The following is a 20,900-nucleotide window of genomic DNA, read 5'->3' as shown; positions in this document are numbered from 1 at the left end:
GCCCCGGGCCGGCCCGCCGCCCACACGCGGGGCGCCGCGAGCCTGCCGGTGGCGGGGGGCAGGGGGGTCGGTCAACCGGTGAGCCGGAAGGCGGGGCGCGGCGTCCCGGACGGGACGATCCCGCCCGCGGTCAGCGTCCGGCGCATGATGTCGGCGAAGACGGGCGCGGCGACCTGGCCGCCCTCGGCCGAGCTGGTCGGCCGCTCCAGGTCGACGGCGACGACGTACTGCGGGTCGTCGGCCGGGGCGAAGCCGACGAACGTGGTCACGTAGCCGCCGCCGGTGTAGCAGCCGCAGGCGGGGTTGGCCCGCTGCGCGGTGCCGGTCTTGCCGGCCACCCGGAAGCCATCGATCTGGGCCAGCGGCGCCGTCCCGCCCGGGCCGACGACGGCCTCGAGCACGTAGGCCATCTGCTCGGCGGTGGCCCCGCTCACCACCCGGGTCGGCTCCGGGGCCTCGGGCGCCTTCCCGCCGACCGAGGCGACCACCCGCGGCGGGATGCGCACGCCGTCGTTGGCGATCGCCTGGTAGACCGAGGCCATCTGCAGGGTGGTCACCGACACGCCCTGCCCGATGGGGACGTTGGCCGCCCGGCTGGCGGTCCAGTCCGCGGAGTCCTGCAGGATGCCGGCGCTCTCGCCGGGCAGCTCGACGCCGGTGGCGCTGCCGACGCCGAAGGCCCGCAGGTAGTGCTCGAGCTCGGCGTCCCCGACCTCGCGGGCGAGCATGATCGTGCCCACGTTGCTGGACTTGGCGAGGATGCCGGTCACCGTCCAGTCGATCGGCGCGTGGTCGTGCGCGTCGGTGACCACCTTGTCGCCGGCCTGGATGTGCCCGTCGACGGTGAGCACGGTGTCCGGGGTGGCCTTGCCCTCTTCCAGGGCGGCGGCGAGGGTGACCGCCTTCATCACCGAGCCGGGCTCGAAGACGTCGGAGACCACCGGGTTGCCCAGCAGGTCCGGGTTCGTCTTCGCGGAGTTGCCGGGGTGGTAGCCGGGACACGAGCCCATGGCCGCGACGTGCCCGGTGTGCACCTCGAGGACGACGGCGGAGGCGCGGGTGGTGGCGCCGTCGGAGCAGGCCTGGCCCAGCTGCTGCTCTACGGCGAACTGCAGGTCGGCGTCGACGGTGAGCTGCACGGTGGCGCCGTCGACGGCGGCGGTCGACTCGTCGATGCCCGAGGGGATCGGGTGGCCGCCGCTGCCCACCTCGACCCGCCGCTGCCCCGGGGTGCCGGCCAGCTGGGCGTCGAAGGTCTGCTCGATGCCGGCCAGCCCGTCGCCGTCCCGGCCGACGAAGCCGACCACCTGGCCGCCGACGGCGCCCTCCGGGTAGAGCCGCTGCGGGTCGTCCTCGGCGGTGATGCCGGCCAGGCCCAGCTCGTCGATCGCGTCGACGGTCTCCGGCGGGACCTGCGCGGCCAGGACCACGTAGCGGCTGTCCTCGGACAGCCGCGCGGTCAGCTCGGAGACCGGGACGTCGAGCAGCGTGGTCAGCGCCAGCGCCGTCCGGGCGGGGTCGGCGACGACGGTCGGGTCGGCGACCACCCGGGAGGCGTCGACGGTGTAGGCCAGCGGGCGGCCGTCGCGGTCGACCACCTGGCCGCGCAGCGCGGGGATCGGGTCGCTGCGCAGCCGGTCCTGCGCGGCCGCGGTGGCGTAGTCGCCGGCGTCCACGCCCTGCAGCAGCACCAGCTTGCCCGTGATCGCCAACAGCGGGACGACGACCAGCACCAGCCCGAGGGTGAGCCGGCGGCGGCTGGGGCGCAGTCCGCCGAGGCGCCGGCTGCCCGGCTGGCGGCGGGGCACGAAGGCGCCGGCCGGGCTGGCACCCCGCCGCGGGGTGCGGTCACCGGCGCGCCGGCCGGGTGCGGGCGGGCGGACCGCGGTCGCCACGGGTCAGCCCCCGCTGCGGGGCCGGGGAGCCGCGGCCGGGGCCGGCACCGGCCGCCCGCGGAGGGTGACGCTGCCGTCGTCGCCGATGACCAGGTAGGCGGCCGCGCCGGCGGGCACCAGGCCGGCCGCCGCCGCCGTGGCGGCGAGGGAGGCGGGCGTGTCGCCGGCGATGACCTGCTGTTCGAGCCGCTGGACCTCCTGGGTGCGGTCCTCGTTGGCGGCCGCGAGCTGGGTGGCCTTGAGCGAGTCGACCGCGATGGCGGTGTTGAGGAACAGCAGCCCGAGCGTGGTCGCCACCAGCAGCGCCACGACGAGCAGCACGAACGGCGCGCGGCGGGCGCCGGCGACGCCCCGCCCGCGGACGGCCGACGCCGCCGAGGCGCGGGCGACCGGACCGGTCGCCCGGGTCGGTCGGCTGCGCAGGGAGCCGGTGCGGACCGGTGCGGTGTGCGCGCCGCCCGGCCGCGTCTCGTCCGGCCGGACCTCGGGGGCCCGGGGTGCCGGGTGGACGGCGGCCAGCGGCGTCCGGGCGGGGCGGTCCTCCGGCGGCAGGCCCGCCGCGCGGGCCGTGGCGCTCATGCGGCCCGCCGGATGCGCTCGGCGGCCCGCACCCGGGCCGAGGCGGCCCGCGGGTTGGCCGCGACCTCCGCCGCGGCCGGCGCCTCGCCGCCGCGGGTGAGCAGCCGCAACGTCGGGCCGTGCCCGGGCAGCGGCACGGGCAGCTCCGGCGGGGTGCGGTCGGTCGCCCCGGCGGCGAGGGTCTGCTTGACGATCCGGTCCTCGAGCGAGTGGAAGGTGATGACCGCGATCCGCCCGCCCACGGCCAGCGCCTCGATCGCCGCCGGCAGGGCCCGCGCCAGCGCGCCGAGCTCGTCGTTGACCTCGATCCGCAGGGCCTGGAAGGTCCGCTTGGCCGGGTGGCCGCCGGTGCGCCGGGTGGCGGCGGGGATCGAGGCGCGCACGAGCTCGGCCAGCCGGCCGGTGCGGGTGAACGGCTCGCGGGCCCGCTCCCGCTCGATGGCCCGGGCGATGCGGGTGGCGAAGCGCTCCTCGCCGTGGACGCGCAGCACCCGGGCGAGCTCGGCGACGGGGTAGCTGTTGACGACGTCGGCGGCGGTGCGCGGCGCGCCGGGGTCCATCCGCATGTCCAGGGGCGCGTCGGCGGCGTAGCTGAAGCCGCGGTCGGGCCGGTCCAGCTGCAGGGAGGAGACGCCGAGGTCGAACAGCACCGCCTGCACCTGCTCGACGCCGAGGCGGTCGAGCACGCCGGGCAGCTCGTCGAAGACGGCGGGGACGACGGTGGCGCGGTCGGCGAGGCTGGCGGCGGCCAGCCGGCGGGCGGCCTCGGCGCGGGCGTCGGGGTCGCGGTCCAGGCCGACCAGCCGCAGCCCGGGGTGCGCCCGCAGCAGCGCCAGCGAGTGCCCGGCCAGGCCGAGGGTGGCGTCGACCAGGACGGCGCCGTCGAGGGCGCAGGCCGGGCCCAGCAGCGCGGCGACCCGCTCGAGCAGGACGGGCACGTGCACCGCGGACGGCGCCGGCGCAGGTCTGCTCATCGTCGACTGCTCCTGAACGGGTCGGGGGGCCTCGGGGGCGATCGCGGTCGCGAGGCGTGGCGGCCCGTCCATGGTGGCGCGGGGCGGTGCTGGGTGGGTGGAGGGCGGCGGGCGTTTCGCCGGCCGCGGTCGGTGCCGGAGGGAGTGGGGTGGGGACGCGGGGGGCGTTCCGCCGGCCCGCCCCCGCGGGGCCCGCCTGGCGCCGGGGAAGTGCGTCAGGTGGTGCCCCGCGGGGATGCCGGGAGTCCGCGCCGGTCGGTCGCCGGCGGCCCCGGGCGGGCGGTGCGTGTCCTCCGTGCCGGGAGGGGTCCGAGCCGCGGGGAAGGTGGCTCGGGCCGGTCCGGTCGAGCCGCGGGGAAGTCGGCTCGGTCGGCGTCGGGCCCGGAGGGGGTCGCAACGGGTACGGGCGTCGGATCAGGAGAGTGTGGGCATCCCCTCGCTCTCCATCTCGGCGTAGCCGGCCTCCTGCTCGGCCACGTAGGCGTCCCAGGTGACGGCGTCCCAGATCTCGAAGCGGGTGTCGACGCCGACCACGACGACGTCGCGGTCGAGGCCGGCGTACTGGCGCAGGCCGGCCGGGATGGTGATGCGGCCGGCCTTGTCCGGCTCGACCTCGACCATCGACCCGAAGCTCATGCGGGCCCGCATGCGGGCCGCGGCGGTGTCGGAGGGGGCCATCGCGGCGGCGGCGCGGCTGATCTCGGTGACGCGGGCCAGGGTGAGGCCGTAGACGCAGCGCTCCTGGCCCTTCTTGATCACCATGCCGTCGGCCACCTGCTCGCGGAAGCGGACCGGGAGCGCGAGCCGGCCCTTGTCGTCGAGCCGCAGCGGATAGCTGCCGACGAACACCGGATCACCTCCCCCACTGGTCCTCCCCCGGCTGTGCACGGACCCGATGCCGAGTCCTACCTCCCCACCAAGCCACACATTAGCCCACTGCGCCCCACCGGACACCACTCGACACCATGTCGTGACCGACCGTCCCCACCGCTCGACCCGCAGGTCAGCGCGTCATCGGCCGCTCGGGTCCGGCGGGTGGGGCCGGGTGGGGCCGTGACCCGCCACGCCCGGCCCGGCCGGTCGTCGCCGACGGTCGCGGCGGCACGGCGGGGGACGGCGGGGGACGTCGGCGCTCCGGCCCGCGCTGCTGCCGCCCCGCACCCCTGGCGGCACCGCACGCTGCGCCCGGGACGCGGCCGGACACGTACCGTTGGTCGGCGGCCTGAGCCCGCGGGGTCACCGGGGACGCACCGCACCGTCGGGCGGGAGGGACCCCAGGGAGAACACCAGGACCCCAGGGAGAACACCAGGACCCCAGGGAGAACACCAGGGAGGAGGACACGTGACGGAGGTGACCCGCACCGCCGACGGCACCGGCTCCGCGGTCGACGTCGCGGCCGAGGGCGCCCGCATCGCGGCGAACGTCGCCCGCGTCGTCCACGGCAAGCCCGACGTCGTCCGCCTGGCGCTGGTCGTCCTGCTGGCCGAGGGCCACCTGCTGGTCGAGGACGTGCCGGGGGTCGGCAAGACCACCCTGGCCAAGGCGCTGGCCGCCTCGATCGACGCGACCGTGCGGCGCATCCAGTTCACGCCCGACCTGCTGCCCAGCGACGTCACCGGCGTGGCGGTCTACGACCAGGAGAGCCGCGCGTTCGAGTTCAAGCCGGGCGCGGTGTTCGCCAACGTCGTGGTGGCCGACGAGATCAACCGGGCCTCGCCCAAGACGCAGTCGGCGCTGCTGGAGTGCATGGAGGAGCGGCAGGTCACCGTGGACGGCGTCAGCTACGAGCTGGCCCGCCCGTTCCTCGTGGTGGCCACCCAGAACCCCATCGAGATGGAGGGGACCTATCCGCTCCCGGAGGCCCAGCGCGACCGGTTCACCGCGCGGGTCTCCATGGGTTACCCCGACCGCGAGGCCGAGCTGGCGATGCTCGACGACCTGGTCACCAGCGACCCGCTGGCCTCGCTCGCCCCCGTGGCCGACGCCGCGGGGGTGCGGGCGCTGGTCGCCGCCGTCGGCCGGCTGCACGTCTCCGAGCCGGTCCGCCGCTACGTGGTGTCCCTGGTGGAGGCCACCCGCCGCTCCCCCGACCTGCGGCTGGGCGCCTCGCCGCGCGCCGGGCTGCAGCTGCTGCGCACCGCCCGGGCGGCCGCGGCGCTGGCCGGGCGCGACCACGTCCTGCCGGACGACGTCCAGAGCGTCGCCGTCCCGGTCCTGGCGCACCGCCTGCTGCTCACCCCCGACGCCGCGGCCGCGCGGCGCGGCGCCGAGCAGGTGGTGACCGACCTGCTGGCGGCCGTCCCGGTGCTGCGCGGACGCTGACCGTGCGCGGACCGGTCGCCACGGCGCTGGCCTCCCTGACCCTGCGGGGTCGGTGCCTGGTCGCCGCCGGGCTCACCCTCCTCCTGCTCGGAGTGGTGCTCGGTGAGCGCCCGCTGGTGCAGGTCGCCGTCTTCGTGCTGGCGCTGCCGCTGCTGTCGGCGGCCGCGGTGGCCCGGCGCCGGTTCCGGGTCGCCTCCCGCCGCACGGTCACCCCCGCCCGCGTGCCCCGGGGCGGGGACGCCGAGGTGCGGCTGGAGGTCACCAACGCCGGCCGGGGCACCGGCGGGCTGTGGCTGCTGGCCGAGACGGTGCCGCCGGAGCTGGGGCGCTCGCCGGAGTTCGTGGTGGACCGGCTGCACGGCGGGGGGAGCGCCGCCGTGCACTACCGGGTGCACGGCGGTCGGCGCGGCCGCTACCGGCTCGGGCCGCTGCGGCTGCGCCTGGTGGACCCGTTCGGGCTGGTGCTGCGCACGGTCGCCGGCGCCGACAGCGCGCCGCTGACCGTGGTGCCGCGGGTCGTGCCGCTGGGGCCGGGCGGCCCGGTCGGCGGGCACGAGGGCGGCGGGGCGGGTGCGCGCCGCTCGATCGCCGTCCACGGCGAGGACGACGTCAGCACCCGGCCCTACCGGCAGGGCGACGACCTGCGCAAGGTGCACTGGCGGGCGACGGCGCGCACCGGGGAGCTGATGGTGCGCCTGGAGGAGCGGCCGTGGCGAGCGCAGGCGACCCTGCTGCTCGACACCCGGGCCCGCGCGCACCTGCTCGCCCGCGGGCACGCCGCCGACTCCCGCGCCGCCACCGCGCGGGCCGACGCCCCTCCGCCGGACAGCCTCGAGTGGCTGGTCGAGGCGGCGGCCAGCATCGGCACCGCGCTGGTCGAGCGCGGCGCGACGCTGCGGGTGGTGACCGACGCCCTGGAGCTGGCCCCCGCCGAGCACGCCGCCGGGCTGGGATCCGGCGAGCTGCTCGACCGGCTCGCCGGGGTGACGCCGTCGCGGCTGTCGGGCCTGGGCCCGGGGATCGAGCTGCTCACCCGGGCGGCCGGCGACGGGCCGGTCGTCGCGCTGCTCGGCGCGATCGGCCCGGACGAGGCGGTCGAGCTGGTCCGGGCCCGGTCCGGCCCGTCGACCGACCTGGCCGTGCTCGCCGACGTGGGCAGCTGGGCCGCGGCCGGCGCGCAGCGGGGACGGCGGCCGGTCGGTGCATCGGCTCACGGCGAGCTCACCCGCCAGCTGGGGGCCGCCGCGGACCTGCTGCGCGCCGGCGGCTGGCAGGTCGCCGTCGCCGCCGCGGGGGACCCGGTCGCCTCGGTCTGGGCGCGGCTGGGCCGGCCGGACGCGGCGGCCCCCGGGCTCCGGGCGGTGCCGACGTGAGCCCCGCCTCGGCCCGCGCCCTGCTGCAGGACACCGGGACGACGCTGGCCGCCGCGGTGGCCACCGCACTGGGCGCCTGCGCGCTGCTGCCGGTGTTCACCGACCGGTCCTGGTTGCCGCCGGTGCTCGTGGCGGTCGCCGCCGTCGCCGCGACCGGCCTGCTGCTGCGCACGGCCGGCGTCGCGCTGTGGGCCCGGCTGGGCGGGGACCGGCCGGTGCCCGGCGGGTGGGGCGGGTTCGCCGTCGCGCTCGTCCCGGTCGGCCAGCTGGCCGTGCTGGTCTGCGTGCTCACCGCGCTGTTCGCGCCCGCCCGGGCCGACCTCGGCTGGTTCCCGACCGGCGCGAGCCTGACCGACCTGACGTCGGTGCTCACCGACGGCACGGTGGAGCTGCGCGAGCAGGCCACGCCCGCGCTGCCGCTGACCGGTCTGCTGGCGCTGACCACGGTGCTCGCCGGCCTGGTGGCCGTGCTCGTCGACCTGGTCGCGGTCGGCGGCCGGCAACCGGCGCTGGCCGGGCTGGGGCTGCTCGTCCTGTTCTGCGTGCCGGTGAGCACGGTGACCGGCACGATCGGCGCGCTGCCGGTGGTCGCCCCCGCGGCCGGGTTGGCGCTGCTGCTGTGGGCCGACCAGCACCGTCGGCTGGGCCGGCGCGCCGCGGAGGGGCCCCGTCCGCTGCTGGGCACGGGGACGCTGACGGCCGTCCGCACCGGCGCGGTGGCCGTCGCGGTGGGGTTGCTCGTCGGCGCCGTCGTCCCGACCCTGACCGAGGGCCGCTTGGCCGGCGGGATCGGCGGGGCCGGCGGCGGGGGGTCGACCGGGACCGCCCTCGACCCGGCCGCCGCGCTGCAGGGCCAGCTGACCCTCGACGAGCCGGTCGACCTGCTGCGCGTCAACGCCTCGGTCGCCGACCCCGGCTACCTGCGGGTGGTGGCCCTGGAGGTCTACGACGCCGACGCCGGCTGGACGGTGGGCAACCTCGACGGCGAGGCCTCGGTCGCCGACGACCGGGAGCTGGCCCCGCTGCCCGGGCGGCGCACCGGCCGCCCGGTCGACGCGGTGCTCACCGCGCTGGGTCACGAGGACCGCTTCCTGCCGCTGCTGTACTCGCCCCTGTCGGTGAGCGTGGCCGACCCCGACCGGTGGCGTTTCGACCCCGGCACGGGCACCGTCTTCGGCCGGGACGTGAGCACCGCGGGCCTGACCTGGTCGGTGTCGGCCGTGGAACCGCGGCCCACCGGGGACGATCTGGCCGCCGCGGGCCCGCTGCCGCCCGGCCTGCCGCTGGTGCAGCGCTACACCGCCCTGCCGCCCCTCGACCCGAGCGTGACCGACCTGGTGACCTCGCTGACCGCCGGGCTGGGCACGCCCTACGAGCGGGTGCAGGCGGTCTACCGGCACTTCACCGACCCGGCCAGCGGCTACCGCTACTCGCTGTCCACCGCGCCGGGCACCAGCGGGGACGACCTCGCCGACTTCCTCCGGCTGCGCCAGGGCTACTGCGAGCAGTACGCCGGGGCGATGGCGGTGCTGGTCCGCGCGGCCGGCGTCCCGGCGCGGGTGGTGCTCGGGTACACGCCCGGCACGACGCAGCCCGACGGCAGCCGGCTGGTCACCAGCGACGACGCGCACGCCTGGGTGGAGGTGTACTTCGACGACATCGGGTGGGTGCCGTTCGACCCCACCCCCATCGACGCCGACCGCGCGGTGGACCTGCCGTGGGCGCCGCGGGTGCAGGACCAGGAGGTCGACCCCCGCACCGCCCCCACGGCGGCACCCGCGCCCGCACCGGTGGCCCCGGCGCCGCAGGCCGAGCCCGCACCGCAGGACGCGCCGCTGCCGCAGGCCACCCCGCAGGGCCCGGACCGGCTGGGGCCGGTGCTGCGCGCCGCCGCCGTCGTCCTGGTCGCGCTCGCGCTGGCCGCGGTGCCGGCCGGGCTGCGGGTCCTGCAGCGGCGGCGCCGGCTGGCCGCCGGCAGCGCGGCCGCGTTGTGGGACGAGCTGTCGGCCACGGCGCTCGACCTCGGCCGGGCGATGGACCCGGCGCGGACCCCGCGGCAGGTGGCCGCGCAGCTGGCCGGCGCCGTCGGCTCGCGCGGTACGGGGGGTGCGCACCGGCACCGGCAGGCGCCGGCACCGGCGCTGGCCGACGCCGTGGCGCGCCTGGCCCGGGCGGAGGAGGCGGCCAGCTACGCGCGGTCGGCCCCGGCGGTCGGGCCGGAGCTGCGCGCGGCGCTGGACACGGCCCGCCGCGGGCTGCTGGCCGGAGCGCCGCGGTCGGCCCGGCTGCGCGCGCTGCTGCTGCCGCCCTCCCTGTTCGCCGGCCTGCGCGACGCCGCGGCGCGGGTGCCGCGGCCGGGAGCCGGGCGGCGCACCCCGGCACGCGGCTGACCGTCAGGACGGCCGGTCGACCTGCAGGCGCAGGAGCCGTTCGGTCAGCTCGGCCCCAGCGGCACCGGCAGCCGGCGCCCGTCCTCGGACCGCAGGGTCGCCAGCGTCACCCCGGCCGCCAGCCAGTCCCCGACCGCGTCGAGCAGGGTGTCGAGGTCGAGGAACACCGGCGCCTCGCCCGGCTCCGCGCCGGCCCGGGACTCCGCCTCGGCCGGCTCAGGGGAGGTCCACAGCGGAACGGCCTCGCGCCCCTCGTCGTCGCTCCACGGGACGACGCCGTCGGCGTCCCCCCACCCCCACAGCCCGCGCTGGGCGGCCACCTGCCGCCACAGCCGCTCCTGCGGCACCGGACTCCTCCTCTGCGGCCCCTGGTGCACGACAGCCGCCGTCCGGCGCGGACGGCGGCTGTCGGGAGGGGTCTGTCGGTTACTGGTCGTAGCGGCGGCGGAAGCGCTCCTCCAGGCGGTTCTTGAGCGGCTGCCGGCGGGCCCTGCCGCCGCGACGGCCGCTGCGCCCGGACGCGCTGCTGCCCGCGGGAGCGGAGGCCCCGGCCTCGACCGCACCGGTGGCGGACCGGTAGTTGAGGACGGCGAGGATGAGGCCGCCGAAGGCGACCAGGAAGCCGAGGACGCCGAGGGGCACCGACGGGGCGACGGCGCCACCGACGAGGACGGCCATCCCGACCAGGACCAGCAGGGCACCAATCTGCAGCCGGCGGCGGGCCTTGATCCGGCGGTCACCGCTGCGGACCGACGAGGCGAACTTGGGATCGTCATCGACGAGGGCGCGCTCGATCTGCTCCAGCAGTCGCTGCTCGTGCTCGGAGAGCGGCACGTCGACCTCCATGTGGGCCATAGCCGAAGACCCGACGGCGGGGTGAACCGTCGGTGACACCGAGGATACGAGCCCTCCGCGGGGCGCGAAAGGCGGGCCGCGATCGACCCGCCGTGATCACTCCCGGGGGTGGTCGCGGCCTCGCCGGTGTGCACGAACGGGCGCCGGCCGGGGTTCCCCGGGGCACCCCACCGGCCGGCGTGTCGTCGGGGCGGTGTCGTCGGGAGCGGTGTCGTCGGGAGTGGTGTCGTCGGGGGCGGTGTCGTCGGGGGCGGTGTCGTCGGGGGCGGTGTCATCGGGGGCGGTGTCATCGGGGGCGGTGTCATGGAGAGGGGTGCCCGTCGCGGTGCAGCAGGGTCGCCGGGCGCACCGCGCCGGCGCCGAACCGGCGAGCGGCCCGGTCGGCGGCCAGCTCGGCCTCCCGGCGGCCGCGCTCGCGGGCGCCCAGCTCCAGCTGCCGGGGCGTCGACCCGGCCGCCACCAGGCGCTCGGCGCGCACGCCGACCAGCCGGATCCGCGCCCGGTCCAGGCCCAGCGCGTCGAACAGCCCGCGGGCGGTCTCGTAGAGCTCCTGCCCGACGTCGGTGGGGACGTCGAGGGTGCGCGACCGGGTGATCGTGGCGAAGTCGGCGAAGCGCACCTTGATGCTCACCGTGCGGGCCAGGCAGCCACCGGCGCGCAGCCGGGCCGCCGTCCGCTCCGCCAGCCGCAGCAGCTCCCGGTGGACGACGGCCGGGTCGTCGACGTCCCTGGCGAAGGTCTCCTCGTGCCCGGCCGACCGCTCCGGCTCGTCGGGCACCACCCGGCGCGGGTCGCGGCCCCACGACAGCTCGTGCAGGTGGGCGCCCGCCGCGGGGCCCAGCGCCCGCTGCAGCGTGCGGACCGGTACGTGGGCGAGGTCGCCCACGGTGCGCAGCCCCAGCCGCAGCAGCACCTCCTCGGTCCGGGCGCCCACCCCCCACAGCGCGCCCACCGGCAGCGGGTGCAGGAACCCGATGACCTCGGCCGGCCGGACGACGAGCAGCCCGTCGGGCTTGGCGCGGGTGGAGGCCAGCTTGGCCACGAACAAGGTGGCGGCCACGCCCACCGAGCAGGTGATGCCCTGCTCGTCGTAGACGCGGGCGCGCAGGTACTCGCCGACCTCGGCGGCGTCGCCGAGCCGGCGGCCGGCCCCGGAGACGTCGAGGAACGCCTCGTCCAGGCTCAACGGCTCCACCAGCGGGGTGATCGAGCGGAACAGCGCCATGACCGCCCGGGACACCTCGGTGTAGAGGGCCGTGTCCCCCGGCAGCACCGTCGCCGTGGGGCACAGCCGCAGCGCGCGGGCGGTCGGCATGGCCGAGTGCACGCCGTACCGGCGCGCCTCGTAGGTGGCCGAGGTGACCACCCCGCGGCTGCCGGCCCCGCCGACGATCACCGGCGTGCCGGCCAGCTCGGGACGGCGGCGCACCTCGACGCTGGCGAAGAACGCGTCCATGTCGACGTGCAGGACGCTGCACCCCGGAGCCCGCGACGGCACGGCACGGCCCGACGACGGCATCCCGTCCCCTCTCCCCGCTGGTCGAACGCCTGTTCGATGCCCAGGGAGGATAGCGGTCAACCGGCGTCCAGTCCGGTGACCAGCCGGTCGATGTCGGACCCGAACCCGCCGGGAGCCCGCGGCCGGCGTCGTGCCGAGGTCCGCACCGGGCCGGCGAGCGTGCGCAGGACCGTCGCACCGGCCGCGTCGAGCGCCCGGACGAGGGCGACGTCCTCGCCCACCCGCACGGCGGGGAAGCCGCCGACGGCCAGGTAGGCGCTGCCGCGCACCCCGAGGTGTGCGCCGTGCACGTGCGGGTGGGCGGGAGCCGGGTGGGTGGGCGAGGACGCGGCGCGCTCCAGCCGGGAACGCCCGGCCCGGTAGGCGGCCTCGAACTGCGCGGCGGCTCCCGGCGGGACCCCGGTCCAGTCCGGCACGGTCACGGTGCCGACCAGGGCGTCGGCACCGGACGCCGCGGCGGCGCGGTGCAGCGCCAGCCACTCCGGGGGCACGGTGCTGTCGGCGTCCGTGGTGGCCACCCACACCGCCTCCGGCGGCACCCCCACCGCCTCCGCGTCGGTGAGCAGCCGGCGCACGCCGGTGTCGCGGGCGGCGCCCACGTTGCCGCCCGGCCCGCCGCCGTCGAGCACGACCGCCCCGCCGGCCCGCGCGAGCTGCGCGGTGCGGTCGGTGCAGCCGTCGGTCACCACGACGACCCGGACGCGGACGTCGTCGAGCGCGGGGTCGGCGGACGCGACCCTCAGCGCGGACAGGCAGGCCGGCAGCAGCTCCTCCTCGTCGCGGGCGGGCACCACGACGCCGAGCTCCCGCACGCCGAGCTCCCGCACGCCGGGCTCCCGGACGCCGCTCACCACAGCTGCTCGGCCGCGGCGACCGAGGCCGCCCGCACGTCGTCCGCCGGCGCGGCGACCCAGCAGTCGAGCAGGAAGTCCGGCTCCTCGTGCCCGGCCACCCGCGGCCAGTCCAGCTCCGCGCGCAGCGCCGCGTGCACCGCGTCCCCGCTCTGCGGGTAGTCGGCGACGGGGTGGCGCCAGTGGACGGCGAGCAGCGTGCCCCCGCGGCGGACGGCGTCCCGTGCCGCGGCCACGGCGGCGCGCAGGTCGGCCGGACCGAGGTAGTAGAGGACCTCGGAGAGCACCAGCAGGTCGCACGGCGGCAGGACGTCGGCGGGCAGCCGGCGCCGCTGCACCCGCACGTCCCCGAGACCGCGGGTCCGGGCGCGGGCCCGCTCGACGGCCGCGGCGCTGACGTCCCAGGCGGTCAGCCGACCGCAGCGGGGCGCCAGCGCGGCGGTCAGCTCCCCCACCGAGCAGCCCACCTCCACGGCCTCGGCGTAGCGCTCCCGGGGCAGCACCGCCGTGGTCAGGGCGTACTTGCGCCGCTCGTACCACCGGGTGCGCATCGACCACGGGTCCTCGGCGGCCCGGTAGAGGTCGTCGAAGTAGCCGTCGGGCAGCGTCACGCGAACACCACCTCGACGTCGCGGTCGAAGTGGGCCAGCACCTCGGGCGGCAGCACGACCGCGTCCTCCGGCGCCGGGCCGAGCGGGCGCACCTGGGTGGCGAAGCAGGCGACGGCCGCCCGCCGGGCCGCCCGCAGCGGCGGCGGCACCCGGACGACGCGGGCGCGGTCCCACGGCACCCGTCGGTCGGCCGGCGCGGCCCAGTGCCACGTCCACACCGGGAAGGCCAGCAGCGGCGCGCCCACCGCCGCGGCGGCCGCGGCCGCGGCACGGCCCAACGCCTCGTGGTCGGGGTGCGCGTCGCCGTCCCACGGGGCGAGGACCACGTCGGCGCCCTCGGCCGCGCCGACGACGGCGGTGGTGAGCTCCTCCTCCACCGCCGCGAGCCCCGAGTCGGGCAGCCGCAGCCGCACCGTGGCCGCCGGCGCGACGCCCAGGACAGCCAGGGCGGCGGCGACCTCCGCGACGCGGCGGCGGGCCAGCTCCGGCGGGTCGAGGACCGACGAGCCCGGGTGGCTGCCCTCCCCGTCGGTGGCCGCCAGCAGGCGCAGCGCGACCCCGGCGTCCCCCAGGCACCGCATCAGGCTCCCGACGGCGAGGACGTCGTCGTCGGGGTGCGCGGCGCAGACCAGCGCGGTGCGCCAGCCGGGGTCGGGGACGAGCTCCGGCCAACGGCGCGCAGCCAGCCAGGCCCGCCAGTCGTCCTCCGGCGTGCCGCCGTCCGTGGCCGGGCCGCACGGCGCGGGGTACCCGCGGCTCACCGGGGCTCCGCTCCGCGCAGCAGCGCGCCGAGGGCGGCCACGTCCCGCTCGGCGTGGTGCTGGCGCAGGTAGACGGTGAGGTCGGCGACCCGCTGAGCGTGCGCCGCGTCGTGCGCCAGCGGTCCGGCGCCCAGCGCGTGGCCGACGGCGGTGAGCACCTCCTCGGCCGACCGGGCGACCAGCGCGCGCACCCACAGGGCCCGCCGCCGGGCCGCCGGCAGGCCGGCCGGGTCGGCGTCGACCTCCGCGGCGGCGACCTGCAGCGCGGCCTCGGCCGCGGCGAGCGACACCTCGCAGGTGCCCAGGGCCAGGTCGTGCAGGGGGTCTGCCGCCCGCCCGCCGGCGCCGGCCGCCCGGCGCAGCGGGGCGGCCACCGCGCGGGCCCCGCCGAGCCAGACGGCGGCCACGCCGAGCCCGCCGTGCCAGAACCCGGGCCGCTCGACGTAGGCCCCCGGCGGGCCGACCGGCAGCGCCGGGACGTCGGTGAACGCCACCTGGTCGGTGTCGCTGGCCCGCATGCCCGCCGCCGCCCAGCCGGTGGGGTCGACCGCGATCCCGCCGGCGCCCAGGTCGACGAGGAACAGGCGGGGCCCGTCCTCCGCGGTCGCCGTCACCAGGGCGGAGGTCAGCGTGCGGGCACCGGAGCACCAGGCCTTGGGGCCGTCGAGCCGCCAGCCCGCGGCCGAGCGGCGCGCCCGCAGCCGGGCCGTGGGGGGCTCGGCCGCCCAGACGCCCAGCCGCGCCCCCGGGCCGGGGTCGGGGCCGCCGAGCTCCCGCAGGATCGCCAGGGCGTCGGCGTGCCCCTCGGCGAGCCGGGCGAGCGGCAGGCTCTCCCCGCCCAGGCGCCCCAGGGCCCGCCAGCGCGTGGCGGTCTCGCCCCCACCGGGCGGGGGGACCGACCACCCGCCGCCGAGCAGCGCGGTCAGGGCCGTGGCCGTCGCCTCGACCGAGGGGTCGACCGGGACGACGGAGGAGGAGAGGATGCCGGGGACGGGCACCGGCGGCGGCTACCCGGCGTCGGCCGGGGGCAACCCCGGCGGTCGCGGCCGGCCAGGTGTGAGGCCCGGTCGGCTGCGGTAGGAAGGTCGGGCGCGGGCGCCCACTCCGGGCGGCCCGGACGAGAGAGCGGAGGAGCCATGGCGCTCGACGACGACATGACCAGCACCGAGGGCCCCGCGGACAGCGGCGCCGGCCAGGGCACCCCGGGCGTGCACGACGGCGGCGCCGACGGCGGTGCCGACAGCGGCGCCGAGGGCCCCGCGGACAGCGGCGCCGGCCAGGGCACCCCGGGCGTGCACGACGGCGGCGCCGACGGCGGAGCCGACAGCGGCGCCGAGGGCCCCGCGGACAGCGGCGCCGGCCAGGGCACGCCCGGCGTCCGCGACGGCGGTGCCGACGGCGGCGCGGACGGTGGCGCCTGACCGAGAACCCCACCGCGCAGGGCCGGCCGGGCTCCCGGCCGGCCCTGCGCCGGTGCACCGTCCTGGACCCGCAGGTCTTCGCCGAGCGGTACTGGTCCCGCCGGCCGCTGCTGACCCGGGCCGAGGAGAGCGGGGCGTCCTTCGCCGACCTGCTCGACCTGACCGCGGTCGACGAGCTGCTGTCCCGCCGTGGTCTGCGCACGCCCTTCCTGCGGATCGCCAAGGACGGCGCGGTCGTCGATCCGAAGCGCTTCACCACCTCCGGAGGCGCCGGCGCCGAGATCGCCGACCAGGTGTCCTCCGACGCGGTGCTGCGGCTGTTCGCCGACGGCAGCACCGTCGTCCTGCAGGGCCTGCACCGGCTCTGGCCGCCGCTGATCGAGTTCGCCGACCAACTCGCCGCCGACCTGGGCCACCCCACGCAGGTCAACGCCTACGTCACCCCGCCGTCCTCGCGCGGGTTCTCCCCGCACTACGACGTGCACGACGTCTTCGTGCTGCAGGTGGCCGGGGAGAAGCACTGGCGGATCCACGAGCCGGTGCTGCCCGACCCGCTGCGCACCCAGCCCTGGAACGACCACGCCGCCGCCGTCGCGGCCGCGGCCGAGCGGGAGCCGCTGATCGACGCGGTGCTGAGGCCCGGCGACGCCCTCTACCTGCCCCGCGGTCACCTGCACTCGGCCGTCGCCCTGGGCGAGATCAGCGCGCACCTGACCGTCGGCGTGCACCCGGTGACCCGCTGGGCGGCCGCGGAGTCCGCGCTCGACCTGCTGCGGGTGCTCGCCGCCGAGGACCCGGAGCTGCGCCGCTCGCTCCCGCTGGGCCTGGACCTCGCCGACCCGGGCACGGTCGCCGACGACGTCGCGACGGTCGTCGCCGCGCTCAAGGGCTGGCTGGACCGGGTCGACCCGGCCGAGGTCGCCGACCGGCTGCGGTCGCGGACGTGGGCCCAGGTGCGGCCCCAGCCGGTGGCGCCGCTGGCCCAGGCCACCGCCGCGGCGTCCCTGTCCCCCGACACCGTGCTGCGGCTGCGCCCCCGGTTGCGGTGCGTGCTGCGCGAGCCCGCCGACGGCCGGGTCACGCTGGTCGCCGGTCGACGGTCGCTGGAGCTGTCGGCCGAGACCCGGCCCGCGCTGGCCGCGCTGGTGGCCGCCGGCGAGCTCAAGGTGGCCGACCTGCCGGGCCTGGACCCGGCCGACCAGCTCACCCTCGCCCGGCGGCTGGTCACCGAGGCGGTCGCGGTGGTCCCCGACGCCGCCGCCCCCGACCGGGTCGAGGGGCACGATGGAGGGCGTGACCGCGCTCCCCGGACCGGGTCGTGAGCCGGGCGGACCGCCCGACGTGACCGAGCTCGCGGGGTCACCCGTGGACACCGCAGGGCCGGTTCCGGTCCCGGACGAGCCGGTTCCGGTCGCGGACGAGCCGGGGGCGCCTCCCGCGCGCGGGGGACGGCGGGAGCGGGACGCAGCGGGCGGACCCGACTTCTGCCGCTCCGAGCAGGCACCCGGACGGCCGATCGGTCGGCTCGCCGACGACCGCTGCTCGGTGCTGGCCCTGGCCCGCGGCGACTCCGGGGTGGCGACGGCCTCGCCGGCGCAGCGCTGGCTGCTCGTCGAGCAGCCGGGGCCGTGGGGCGTCGACGCGCTGCGGCAGTCCCGGTTCGACCCGGCAGTGGCCGAGCTGGTGGCGCAGCGGGCGCGGGCGGAGAACGTCCGGGTGCTGCTGGTGCGCCGGCCCGGCGACCGGCTGGTCGACTCGCGGCGGCGCTGGGCCTACGTCGACGGCCGGCCCGGCCACGAGGGTCTGTGGTGGTCGGTGCGCGGTACCGACGCCGAGCTCGTCGACGCGCCGTGGGACGGCTCGGTCGGCGAACCGACCGGCGGCCCCACCTACCTGGTGTGCGCACACGGCGGACACGACGCCTGCTGCGCGCTGCGCGGGCGGCCGCTGGCCCGGGTGATGCCCGGCGCCGACGTGTGGGAGTGCAGCCACCTGGGTGGGTGCCGGTTCGCCAGCAACGTGCTGGTGCTCCCGCACGGCTTCTACTACGGGCAGGTCCCCGGCGACGGCGCCGACCTGGTCGCCGCCCACGCCGGAGGCCGGGTGGCGCTGCCCTGGCTGCGCGGTCGGGCCGGTCTCGCCCCGGCGGCGCAGGCGGCCCAGCACACCGCCCGGGAGGAGCTGGCGCTGCTCGGCGTCGACGACCTGCCGCCGCGGGCGGTGCGCCGGCTGACCCCGGCCGGCGCGGAGGTCGAGCGGTGGGTGGTCACCCTCGCCGGTCCGGACGGCGACGTGGTGGCCGAGGTGGAGAGCCGGCCCGCGCCGGAGGCCACCCGGCTGACCTGTCGGGCCCGGCACGAGGCGCACAGCCGCACCTGGCACGTGCGGCTGCTGTCGGTGGTCTAGCCGAGCGCCGGCCCGCGGGCAGCGAGCAACGGGATAGCCAGCTCGGTCTCGGTGAGGGAGCCGTGGTAGCCGACCAGCCGGCTCGGACCCGGCTCCTGCTCCGTGGCGGTCAGCGCCCAGGTGCCGCGGGCGAGGGCGACGACGTCGCCGATGCGGGCGGCCAGGCCGTCGTCCACCGGACCGAAGACGCCGCTGGCGATCGCCTCGTCGCGGCCGGCGACCCACGCCCGCTCGCCGAGCACCGCGCGCCAGCGAGCCAGCAGGTCGGCCTCCGCGCCGGCGACGGCGTGCACGTAGCGGGCCCGCGGCTCGCCGGCCAGCAGGCGCACGCCCTCGGTGAGCTCGGGGGAGGTGTCGAGGTCGACCCGGGTGGCGGCGGGGACGTCGAGCATCCCGTGGTCGGCGGTGACCAGCAGCGCGGCGTCCGCGGGGAGGCCGGTGAGGACCTGCTCGACCAGCCGGTCGACGTGCGCCAGCTGCGCGCGCCAGCTGGGCGAGTCGACGCCGCGGACGTGGCCGGTGAGGTCGAGCTCGGCGGTGTAGCCGTAGACCAGGGCGCGCGGGGCGGCGGCCAGCGACCGCAGGAGGACGGCGGCCAGGTCGCCGGGGCCCACGGTGCCGGCGTAGCGCGCGCCGCGGTAGACCGCGCGGGTGAGCCCGGAGCCGGCATAGGCGTACGGGGCGACGGTGGTGACGTCGACCCCCGCGGCGGCCACCTGCGCGAAGACGCTGGGCCGCGCCTGCCAGACCAGCGGGTCGGGGTCGTCGGTCCACTGGACGTGGTTGAGCGTCCGCCCCTCCCCCGGTATCGCGGTGACGAAGCCCAGGACGCCGTGGCTGCCCGGCGGCAGCCCGGTGCCCAGGGTGGCCAGGCTGACCGGGGTGGTGCTCGGGCAGGGCGCCGACAGGTCGCCGGCGGGGGCGGCGAGCGCGGCGAGGGTGGGCGCCGAGTCGGCGTGCGCGCGGAGCAGGTCGGCGCCGAGGCCGTCGGCCAGGAGGACGGCGACGCGACGCGCGCCGGCCAGCGCGGTGGTGAGGCCGAGCGGGTCGGTCGGCAGGTCCCCGCGCTCGACCGGGACGCCGAGTGCGGCGGCGGCGCCCGGGAGCACGTCGGCGAGGGTGGCCGCCCCGTAGTCGGGCCGGTGCAGGTCGGCCGGGAGCATCACGGACGGGTGGCCAGGACGTGCAGCCCGGCGGCGACGTCGCGGTAGGGCGAGCTGCCGGCCAGCGCCAGCTCGAGCCGGCGGACCGCGGCGGGGTCGGCGCCGGAGGCCGTGTCACCGGCTGCCATGTCGAGCAGGTCGGCGACGACGGAGACCCCGCGCCAGCTACCCGGCTGCAGCCCGGCGCCGGCGACGAGGGCGAGCAGGTCGTCGGGGGCGAAGCGGCGGCGGGCGGGGCGGGCGCGGACCGGTGCGGGGTCGCGGTCCTCGAGCAGGGCGAGGGCCTCGACGGGGTGCCCGGCGACGGCGCGGGCCAGCACCGCGCCGGCCCGGTTGGCGGTCGCCACGCTGGCGGTGCCTCCCGGGCGCAGGGCGCGGGCGATCTCGCGCAGCGTGGTGGCGGGGTCGTCGACGACCTCGAGCACCGAGTGGCACAGGGCCAGGTCGTAGCTGCCCTCGTCGTCCTCGCCGGCCGGAACGACCTCGTGCAGGAGGTCGCCGTCGCCCTGCACGCCGTGGACCCGCTCCCCGACCCCGGCGGTCTGCGCGCGCCGGTCCAGCGTGGCGAGGGCGTCGGCGCTGGGGTCGACGACGGTGACCTCGTGACCGAGGCGGGCCAGGGGGACGGCGAAGTTGCCGCTCCCGCCGCCGACGTCGAGCACGCGGAGCGCCGGACCCGCCGCGACGACCGGATCGAGGGCGGCCCAGACGGCGGCCGCACGGGCGGGCAGCTGGTCCGCGGCGGACGAGGCGGGAGCAGACGGCGGCACCCGTCGCAGCCTAGTGCGACCCCCTCCCGGGTCCCGCTGGCCCCGTCCCGGGCCTCGGCCCCGTCCAGGGCACCGGCCCGAGCTCGCGAGGGCTGGGGGGCAGGGGTCCGTCAACTGCGAGGGATGGGGAGGACGGGGTCCTCCCACGAGGCGGGGGAGGGTGGTCCTCTTCAGGCGGGGACGCCGTCTGCGGCGCGCCGGATCTCGACGAGGTCGATGCGGCGCATCTGCATCATCGCCTCGGTGGCGCGGCGAGCCCGCTCGGGGTCGGGGTCGCTGAGCAGGCTGGGCAGCTCGGTCGGCACGACCTGCCAGGAGACGCCGAACCGGTCCTTGAGCCAGCCGCACTGGCTCTCCTCGCCGCCGTCGGTCAGCCGGGTCCAGTAGTAGTCGGCCTCCTCCTGGTCGGCGCACATGATCTGGAAGGAGATCGCCTCGGAGAAGGTGAACTCCGGGCCGGCGTTGAGCGCTGTGTACGTGCGGCCGTCGAGCGTGTACTCGATGGTCAGCACCTCGCCCTCGGGCACGGGCATCCCGGGGCCGTAGCGGGACACCTCTCCGATCGAGGAGTTCGGAAAGACGGAGACGTAGTAGTTGGCGGCCTCCTCGGCGCGGCCGTCGAACCACAGACACGGGATCGTCTCGGGCATCGGTCTGTCCTTTCTCCTCCTCGAGCCCCCGGGTCGGGTACCGGGGTCGTGGAGGAGACCCGAGCGGCGTCCACAACTCATCGGTCACCCAGACGGCGTCGGCGAGATCGGCGACCTCGCACGGATCCCGCCCCGCCGTGCGGGATCGGCGACCTCGCCGGGACGTCAGCGCCCGTCGGGGACGGGAGCCGGCCCGGCGCCCCGAGGGAGCAGCCGGCCCATGGTCAGCTGTCGGGCGGTCGGTCCCATCCGCTCGTAGAGCCGGATGGCACGCTCGTTGAACGTCCAGACAGCCAGGCGGACGTCGGCGGCGCCGACCGCTGCGGCGAGGTCGAGCACCGCGGCCACCAGCTCCCGAG

Annotated in this window: 21 protein-coding genes; 6 read left to right on the top strand and 15 right to left on the bottom strand. The window is 78.4% G+C overall.

The window, feature by feature from the left end:
• Positions 1 to 71 precede the first annotated feature (71 nt).
• The 4 genes from DQ238_RS15790 to mraZ all read right to left on the bottom strand — a co-directional run bounded on the left by DQ238_RS15790 (position 72) and on the right by mraZ (position 4,297).
• The gene (locus DQ238_RS15790) at positions 72 to 1,895 is read right to left on the bottom strand and encodes a penicillin-binding protein 2 (protein WP_113782217.1); all 1,824 of its coding nucleotides are present in this window, start codon (positions 1,893 to 1,895) and stop codon (positions 72 to 74) included.
• A gap of 3 nt (positions 1,896 to 1,898) precedes the next feature.
• Positions 1,899 to 2,474 (bottom strand): hypothetical protein, encoded by a 576-nt coding sequence (locus DQ238_RS15785; protein ID WP_113782216.1) that lies wholly within the window; start codon positions 2,472 to 2,474, stop codon positions 1,899 to 1,901.
• Positions 2,471 to 3,448 (bottom strand): 16S rRNA (cytosine(1402)-N(4))-methyltransferase RsmH, encoded by a 978-nt coding sequence (rsmH, locus tag DQ238_RS15780; RefSeq protein WP_113782215.1) that lies wholly within the window; start codon positions 3,446 to 3,448, stop codon positions 2,471 to 2,473. Before rsmH ends, DQ238_RS15785 begins: the two co-directional genes overlap by 4 nt.
• A 414-nt stretch (positions 3,449 to 3,862) precedes the next feature.
• On the bottom strand, positions 3,863 to 4,297 hold the full coding sequence (gene mraZ / locus DQ238_RS15775) for a division/cell wall cluster transcriptional repressor MraZ (RefSeq protein ID WP_113782214.1): 435 nt from the start codon (positions 4,295 to 4,297) through the stop codon (positions 3,863 to 3,865).
• A 493-nt stretch (positions 4,298 to 4,790) separates the two neighbouring features.
• Here mraZ and DQ238_RS15770 point away from each other — a divergent pair, with 493 nt between their 5' ends.
• From DQ238_RS15770 to DQ238_RS15760, 3 genes are read left to right on the top strand one after another with little or no spacing between them, the layout of a single operon-like run.
• Positions 4,791 to 5,771, top strand: a complete 981-nt coding sequence (locus tag DQ238_RS15770) for a MoxR family ATPase (protein ID WP_113782213.1) — start codon at positions 4,791 to 4,793, stop codon at positions 5,769 to 5,771.
• A gap of 2 nt (positions 5,772 to 5,773) precedes the next feature.
• Positions 5,774 to 7,144, top strand: a complete 1,371-nt coding sequence (locus DQ238_RS15765) for a DUF58 domain-containing protein (RefSeq protein ID WP_113782212.1) — start codon at positions 5,774 to 5,776, stop codon at positions 7,142 to 7,144.
• Positions 7,141 to 9,534, top strand: a complete 2,394-nt coding sequence (locus DQ238_RS15760; RefSeq protein ID WP_113782211.1) for a DUF3488 and transglutaminase-like domain-containing protein — start codon at positions 7,141 to 7,143, stop codon at positions 9,532 to 9,534. The genes DQ238_RS15765 and DQ238_RS15760 overlap by 4 nt, the downstream gene beginning before the upstream one ends.
• A 44-nt stretch (positions 9,535 to 9,578) precedes the next feature.
• Here the strand turns inward: DQ238_RS15760 and DQ238_RS15755 are convergent, their stop codons facing one another.
• The 7 genes from DQ238_RS15755 to DQ238_RS15725 form a co-directional block, all read right to left on the bottom strand.
• Positions 9,579 to 9,881, bottom strand: a complete 303-nt coding sequence (locus DQ238_RS15755) for a DUF2750 domain-containing protein (RefSeq protein WP_158550809.1) — start codon at positions 9,879 to 9,881, stop codon at positions 9,579 to 9,581.
• 79 nt (positions 9,882 to 9,960) lie between these two features.
• Positions 9,961 to 10,368 (bottom strand): DUF3040 domain-containing protein, encoded by a 408-nt coding sequence (locus DQ238_RS15750; protein ID WP_113782262.1) that lies wholly within the window; start codon positions 10,366 to 10,368, stop codon positions 9,961 to 9,963.
• A 322-nt stretch (positions 10,369 to 10,690) separates the two neighbouring features.
• Positions 10,691 to 11,908 (bottom strand): DNA polymerase IV, encoded by a 1,218-nt coding sequence (gene dinB, locus DQ238_RS15745; RefSeq protein WP_113782210.1) that lies wholly within the window; start codon positions 11,906 to 11,908, stop codon positions 10,691 to 10,693.
• Between the two features lie 56 nt (positions 11,909 to 11,964).
• On the bottom strand, positions 11,965 to 12,759 hold the full coding sequence (locus DQ238_RS15740; RefSeq protein WP_199506383.1) for a glycosyltransferase family 2 protein: 795 nt from the start codon (positions 12,757 to 12,759) through the stop codon (positions 11,965 to 11,967).
• Positions 12,756 to 13,370, bottom strand: a complete 615-nt coding sequence (locus DQ238_RS15735; protein WP_113782208.1) for an SAM-dependent methyltransferase — start codon at positions 13,368 to 13,370, stop codon at positions 12,756 to 12,758. The genes DQ238_RS15740 and DQ238_RS15735 overlap by 4 nt, the downstream gene beginning before the upstream one ends.
• Positions 13,367 to 14,131, bottom strand: coding sequence for a PIG-L deacetylase family protein (locus DQ238_RS15730; protein ID WP_233496006.1), 765 nt, complete (start codon positions 14,129 to 14,131; stop codon positions 13,367 to 13,369). Before DQ238_RS15730 ends, DQ238_RS15735 begins: the two co-directional genes overlap by 4 nt.
• On the bottom strand, positions 14,128 to 15,129 hold the full coding sequence (locus tag DQ238_RS15725; RefSeq protein WP_199506382.1) for an acyl-CoA dehydrogenase: 1,002 nt from the start codon (positions 15,127 to 15,129) through the stop codon (positions 14,128 to 14,130). The genes DQ238_RS15730 and DQ238_RS15725 overlap by 4 nt, the downstream gene beginning before the upstream one ends.
• A 138-nt stretch (positions 15,130 to 15,267) precedes the next feature.
• Between DQ238_RS15725 and DQ238_RS15720 the strand changes: the two genes are divergently transcribed.
• The 3 genes from DQ238_RS15720 (at position 15,268) to DQ238_RS15710 (ending at position 17,958) form a co-directional block, all read left to right on the top strand.
• Positions 15,268 to 15,552, top strand: coding sequence for a BatC protein (locus tag DQ238_RS15720; protein ID WP_113782207.1), 285 nt, complete (start codon positions 15,268 to 15,270; stop codon positions 15,550 to 15,552).
• 293 nt (positions 15,553 to 15,845) lie between these two features.
• Positions 15,846 to 16,874 carry a cupin domain-containing protein gene (locus tag DQ238_RS15715; protein WP_370447523.1) on the top strand — a complete coding sequence of 343 codons (1,029 nt, stop codon included), beginning with the start codon at positions 15,846 to 15,848 and terminating at the stop codon, positions 16,872 to 16,874.
• A 19-nt stretch (positions 16,875 to 16,893) separates the two neighbouring features.
• Positions 16,894 to 17,958 (top strand): sucrase ferredoxin, encoded by a 1,065-nt coding sequence (locus DQ238_RS15710; protein ID WP_233496005.1) that lies wholly within the window; start codon positions 16,894 to 16,896, stop codon positions 17,956 to 17,958.
• Here the strand turns inward: DQ238_RS15710 and DQ238_RS15705 are convergent.
• From DQ238_RS15705 to DQ238_RS15690, 4 genes are all read right to left on the bottom strand, one after another.
• Positions 17,955 to 19,121 (bottom strand): alkaline phosphatase family protein, encoded by a 1,167-nt coding sequence (locus tag DQ238_RS15705; protein WP_113782258.1) that lies wholly within the window; start codon positions 19,119 to 19,121, stop codon positions 17,955 to 17,957. The two genes, DQ238_RS15710 and DQ238_RS15705, sit on opposite strands and share 4 nt — an antisense overlap.
• Positions 19,121 to 19,891: a bifunctional 2-polyprenyl-6-hydroxyphenol methylase/3-demethylubiquinol 3-O-methyltransferase UbiG gene (locus DQ238_RS15700; protein ID WP_113782205.1), complete on the bottom strand. Its 771-nt coding sequence runs from the start codon at positions 19,889 to 19,891 to the stop codon at positions 19,121 to 19,123. The genes DQ238_RS15705 and DQ238_RS15700 overlap by 1 nt, the downstream gene beginning before the upstream one ends.
• A gap of 170 nt (positions 19,892 to 20,061) precedes the next feature.
• Complete coding sequence (locus tag DQ238_RS15695; protein ID WP_113782204.1) at positions 20,062 to 20,541, bottom strand: VOC family protein; 480 nt, start codon at positions 20,539 to 20,541, stop codon at positions 20,062 to 20,064.
• Between the two features lie 165 nt (positions 20,542 to 20,706).
• Positions 20,707 to 20,889, bottom strand: a complete 183-nt coding sequence (locus tag DQ238_RS15690) for a hypothetical protein (RefSeq protein ID WP_113782203.1) — start codon at positions 20,887 to 20,889, stop codon at positions 20,707 to 20,709.
• Positions 20,890 to 20,900: the final 11 nt, after the last annotated feature.

Origin of the sequence: Geodermatophilus sp. TF02-6 (assembly GCF_003319115.1) — a bacterium.
Lineage (GTDB): Bacteria > Actinomycetota > Actinomycetes > Mycobacteriales > Geodermatophilaceae > Geodermatophilus.
The sequence above is the reverse complement of the archived record's forward strand: the minus strand, read 5'-3'. Positions and strand labels throughout refer to the sequence as shown.

Bases quoted from the DNA above. Each gene is read 5' to 3' on its own strand.
- DQ238_RS15720 (WP_113782207.1), top strand. From the start codon at position 15,268: ATGGCGCTCGACGACGACATGACCAGCACCGAGGGCCCCGCGGACAGC.
- DQ238_RS15695 (WP_113782204.1), bottom strand. From the start codon at position 20,541: ATGCCCGAGACGATCCCGTGTCTGTGGTTCGACGGCCGCGCCGAGGAG.
- DQ238_RS15785 (WP_113782216.1), bottom strand. From the start codon at position 2,474: ATGAGCGCCACGGCCCGCGCGGCGGGCCTGCCGCCGGAGGACCGCCCC.
- rsmH (WP_113782215.1), bottom strand. From the start codon at position 3,448: ATGAGCAGACCTGCGCCGGCGCCGTCCGCGGTGCACGTGCCCGTCCTG.
- dinB (WP_113782210.1), bottom strand. From the start codon at position 11,908: ATGCCGTCGTCGGGCCGTGCCGTGCCGTCGCGGGCTCCGGGGTGCAGC.
- DQ238_RS15705 (WP_113782258.1), bottom strand. From the start codon at position 19,121: ATGCTCCCGGCCGACCTGCACCGGCCCGACTACGGGGCGGCCACCCTC.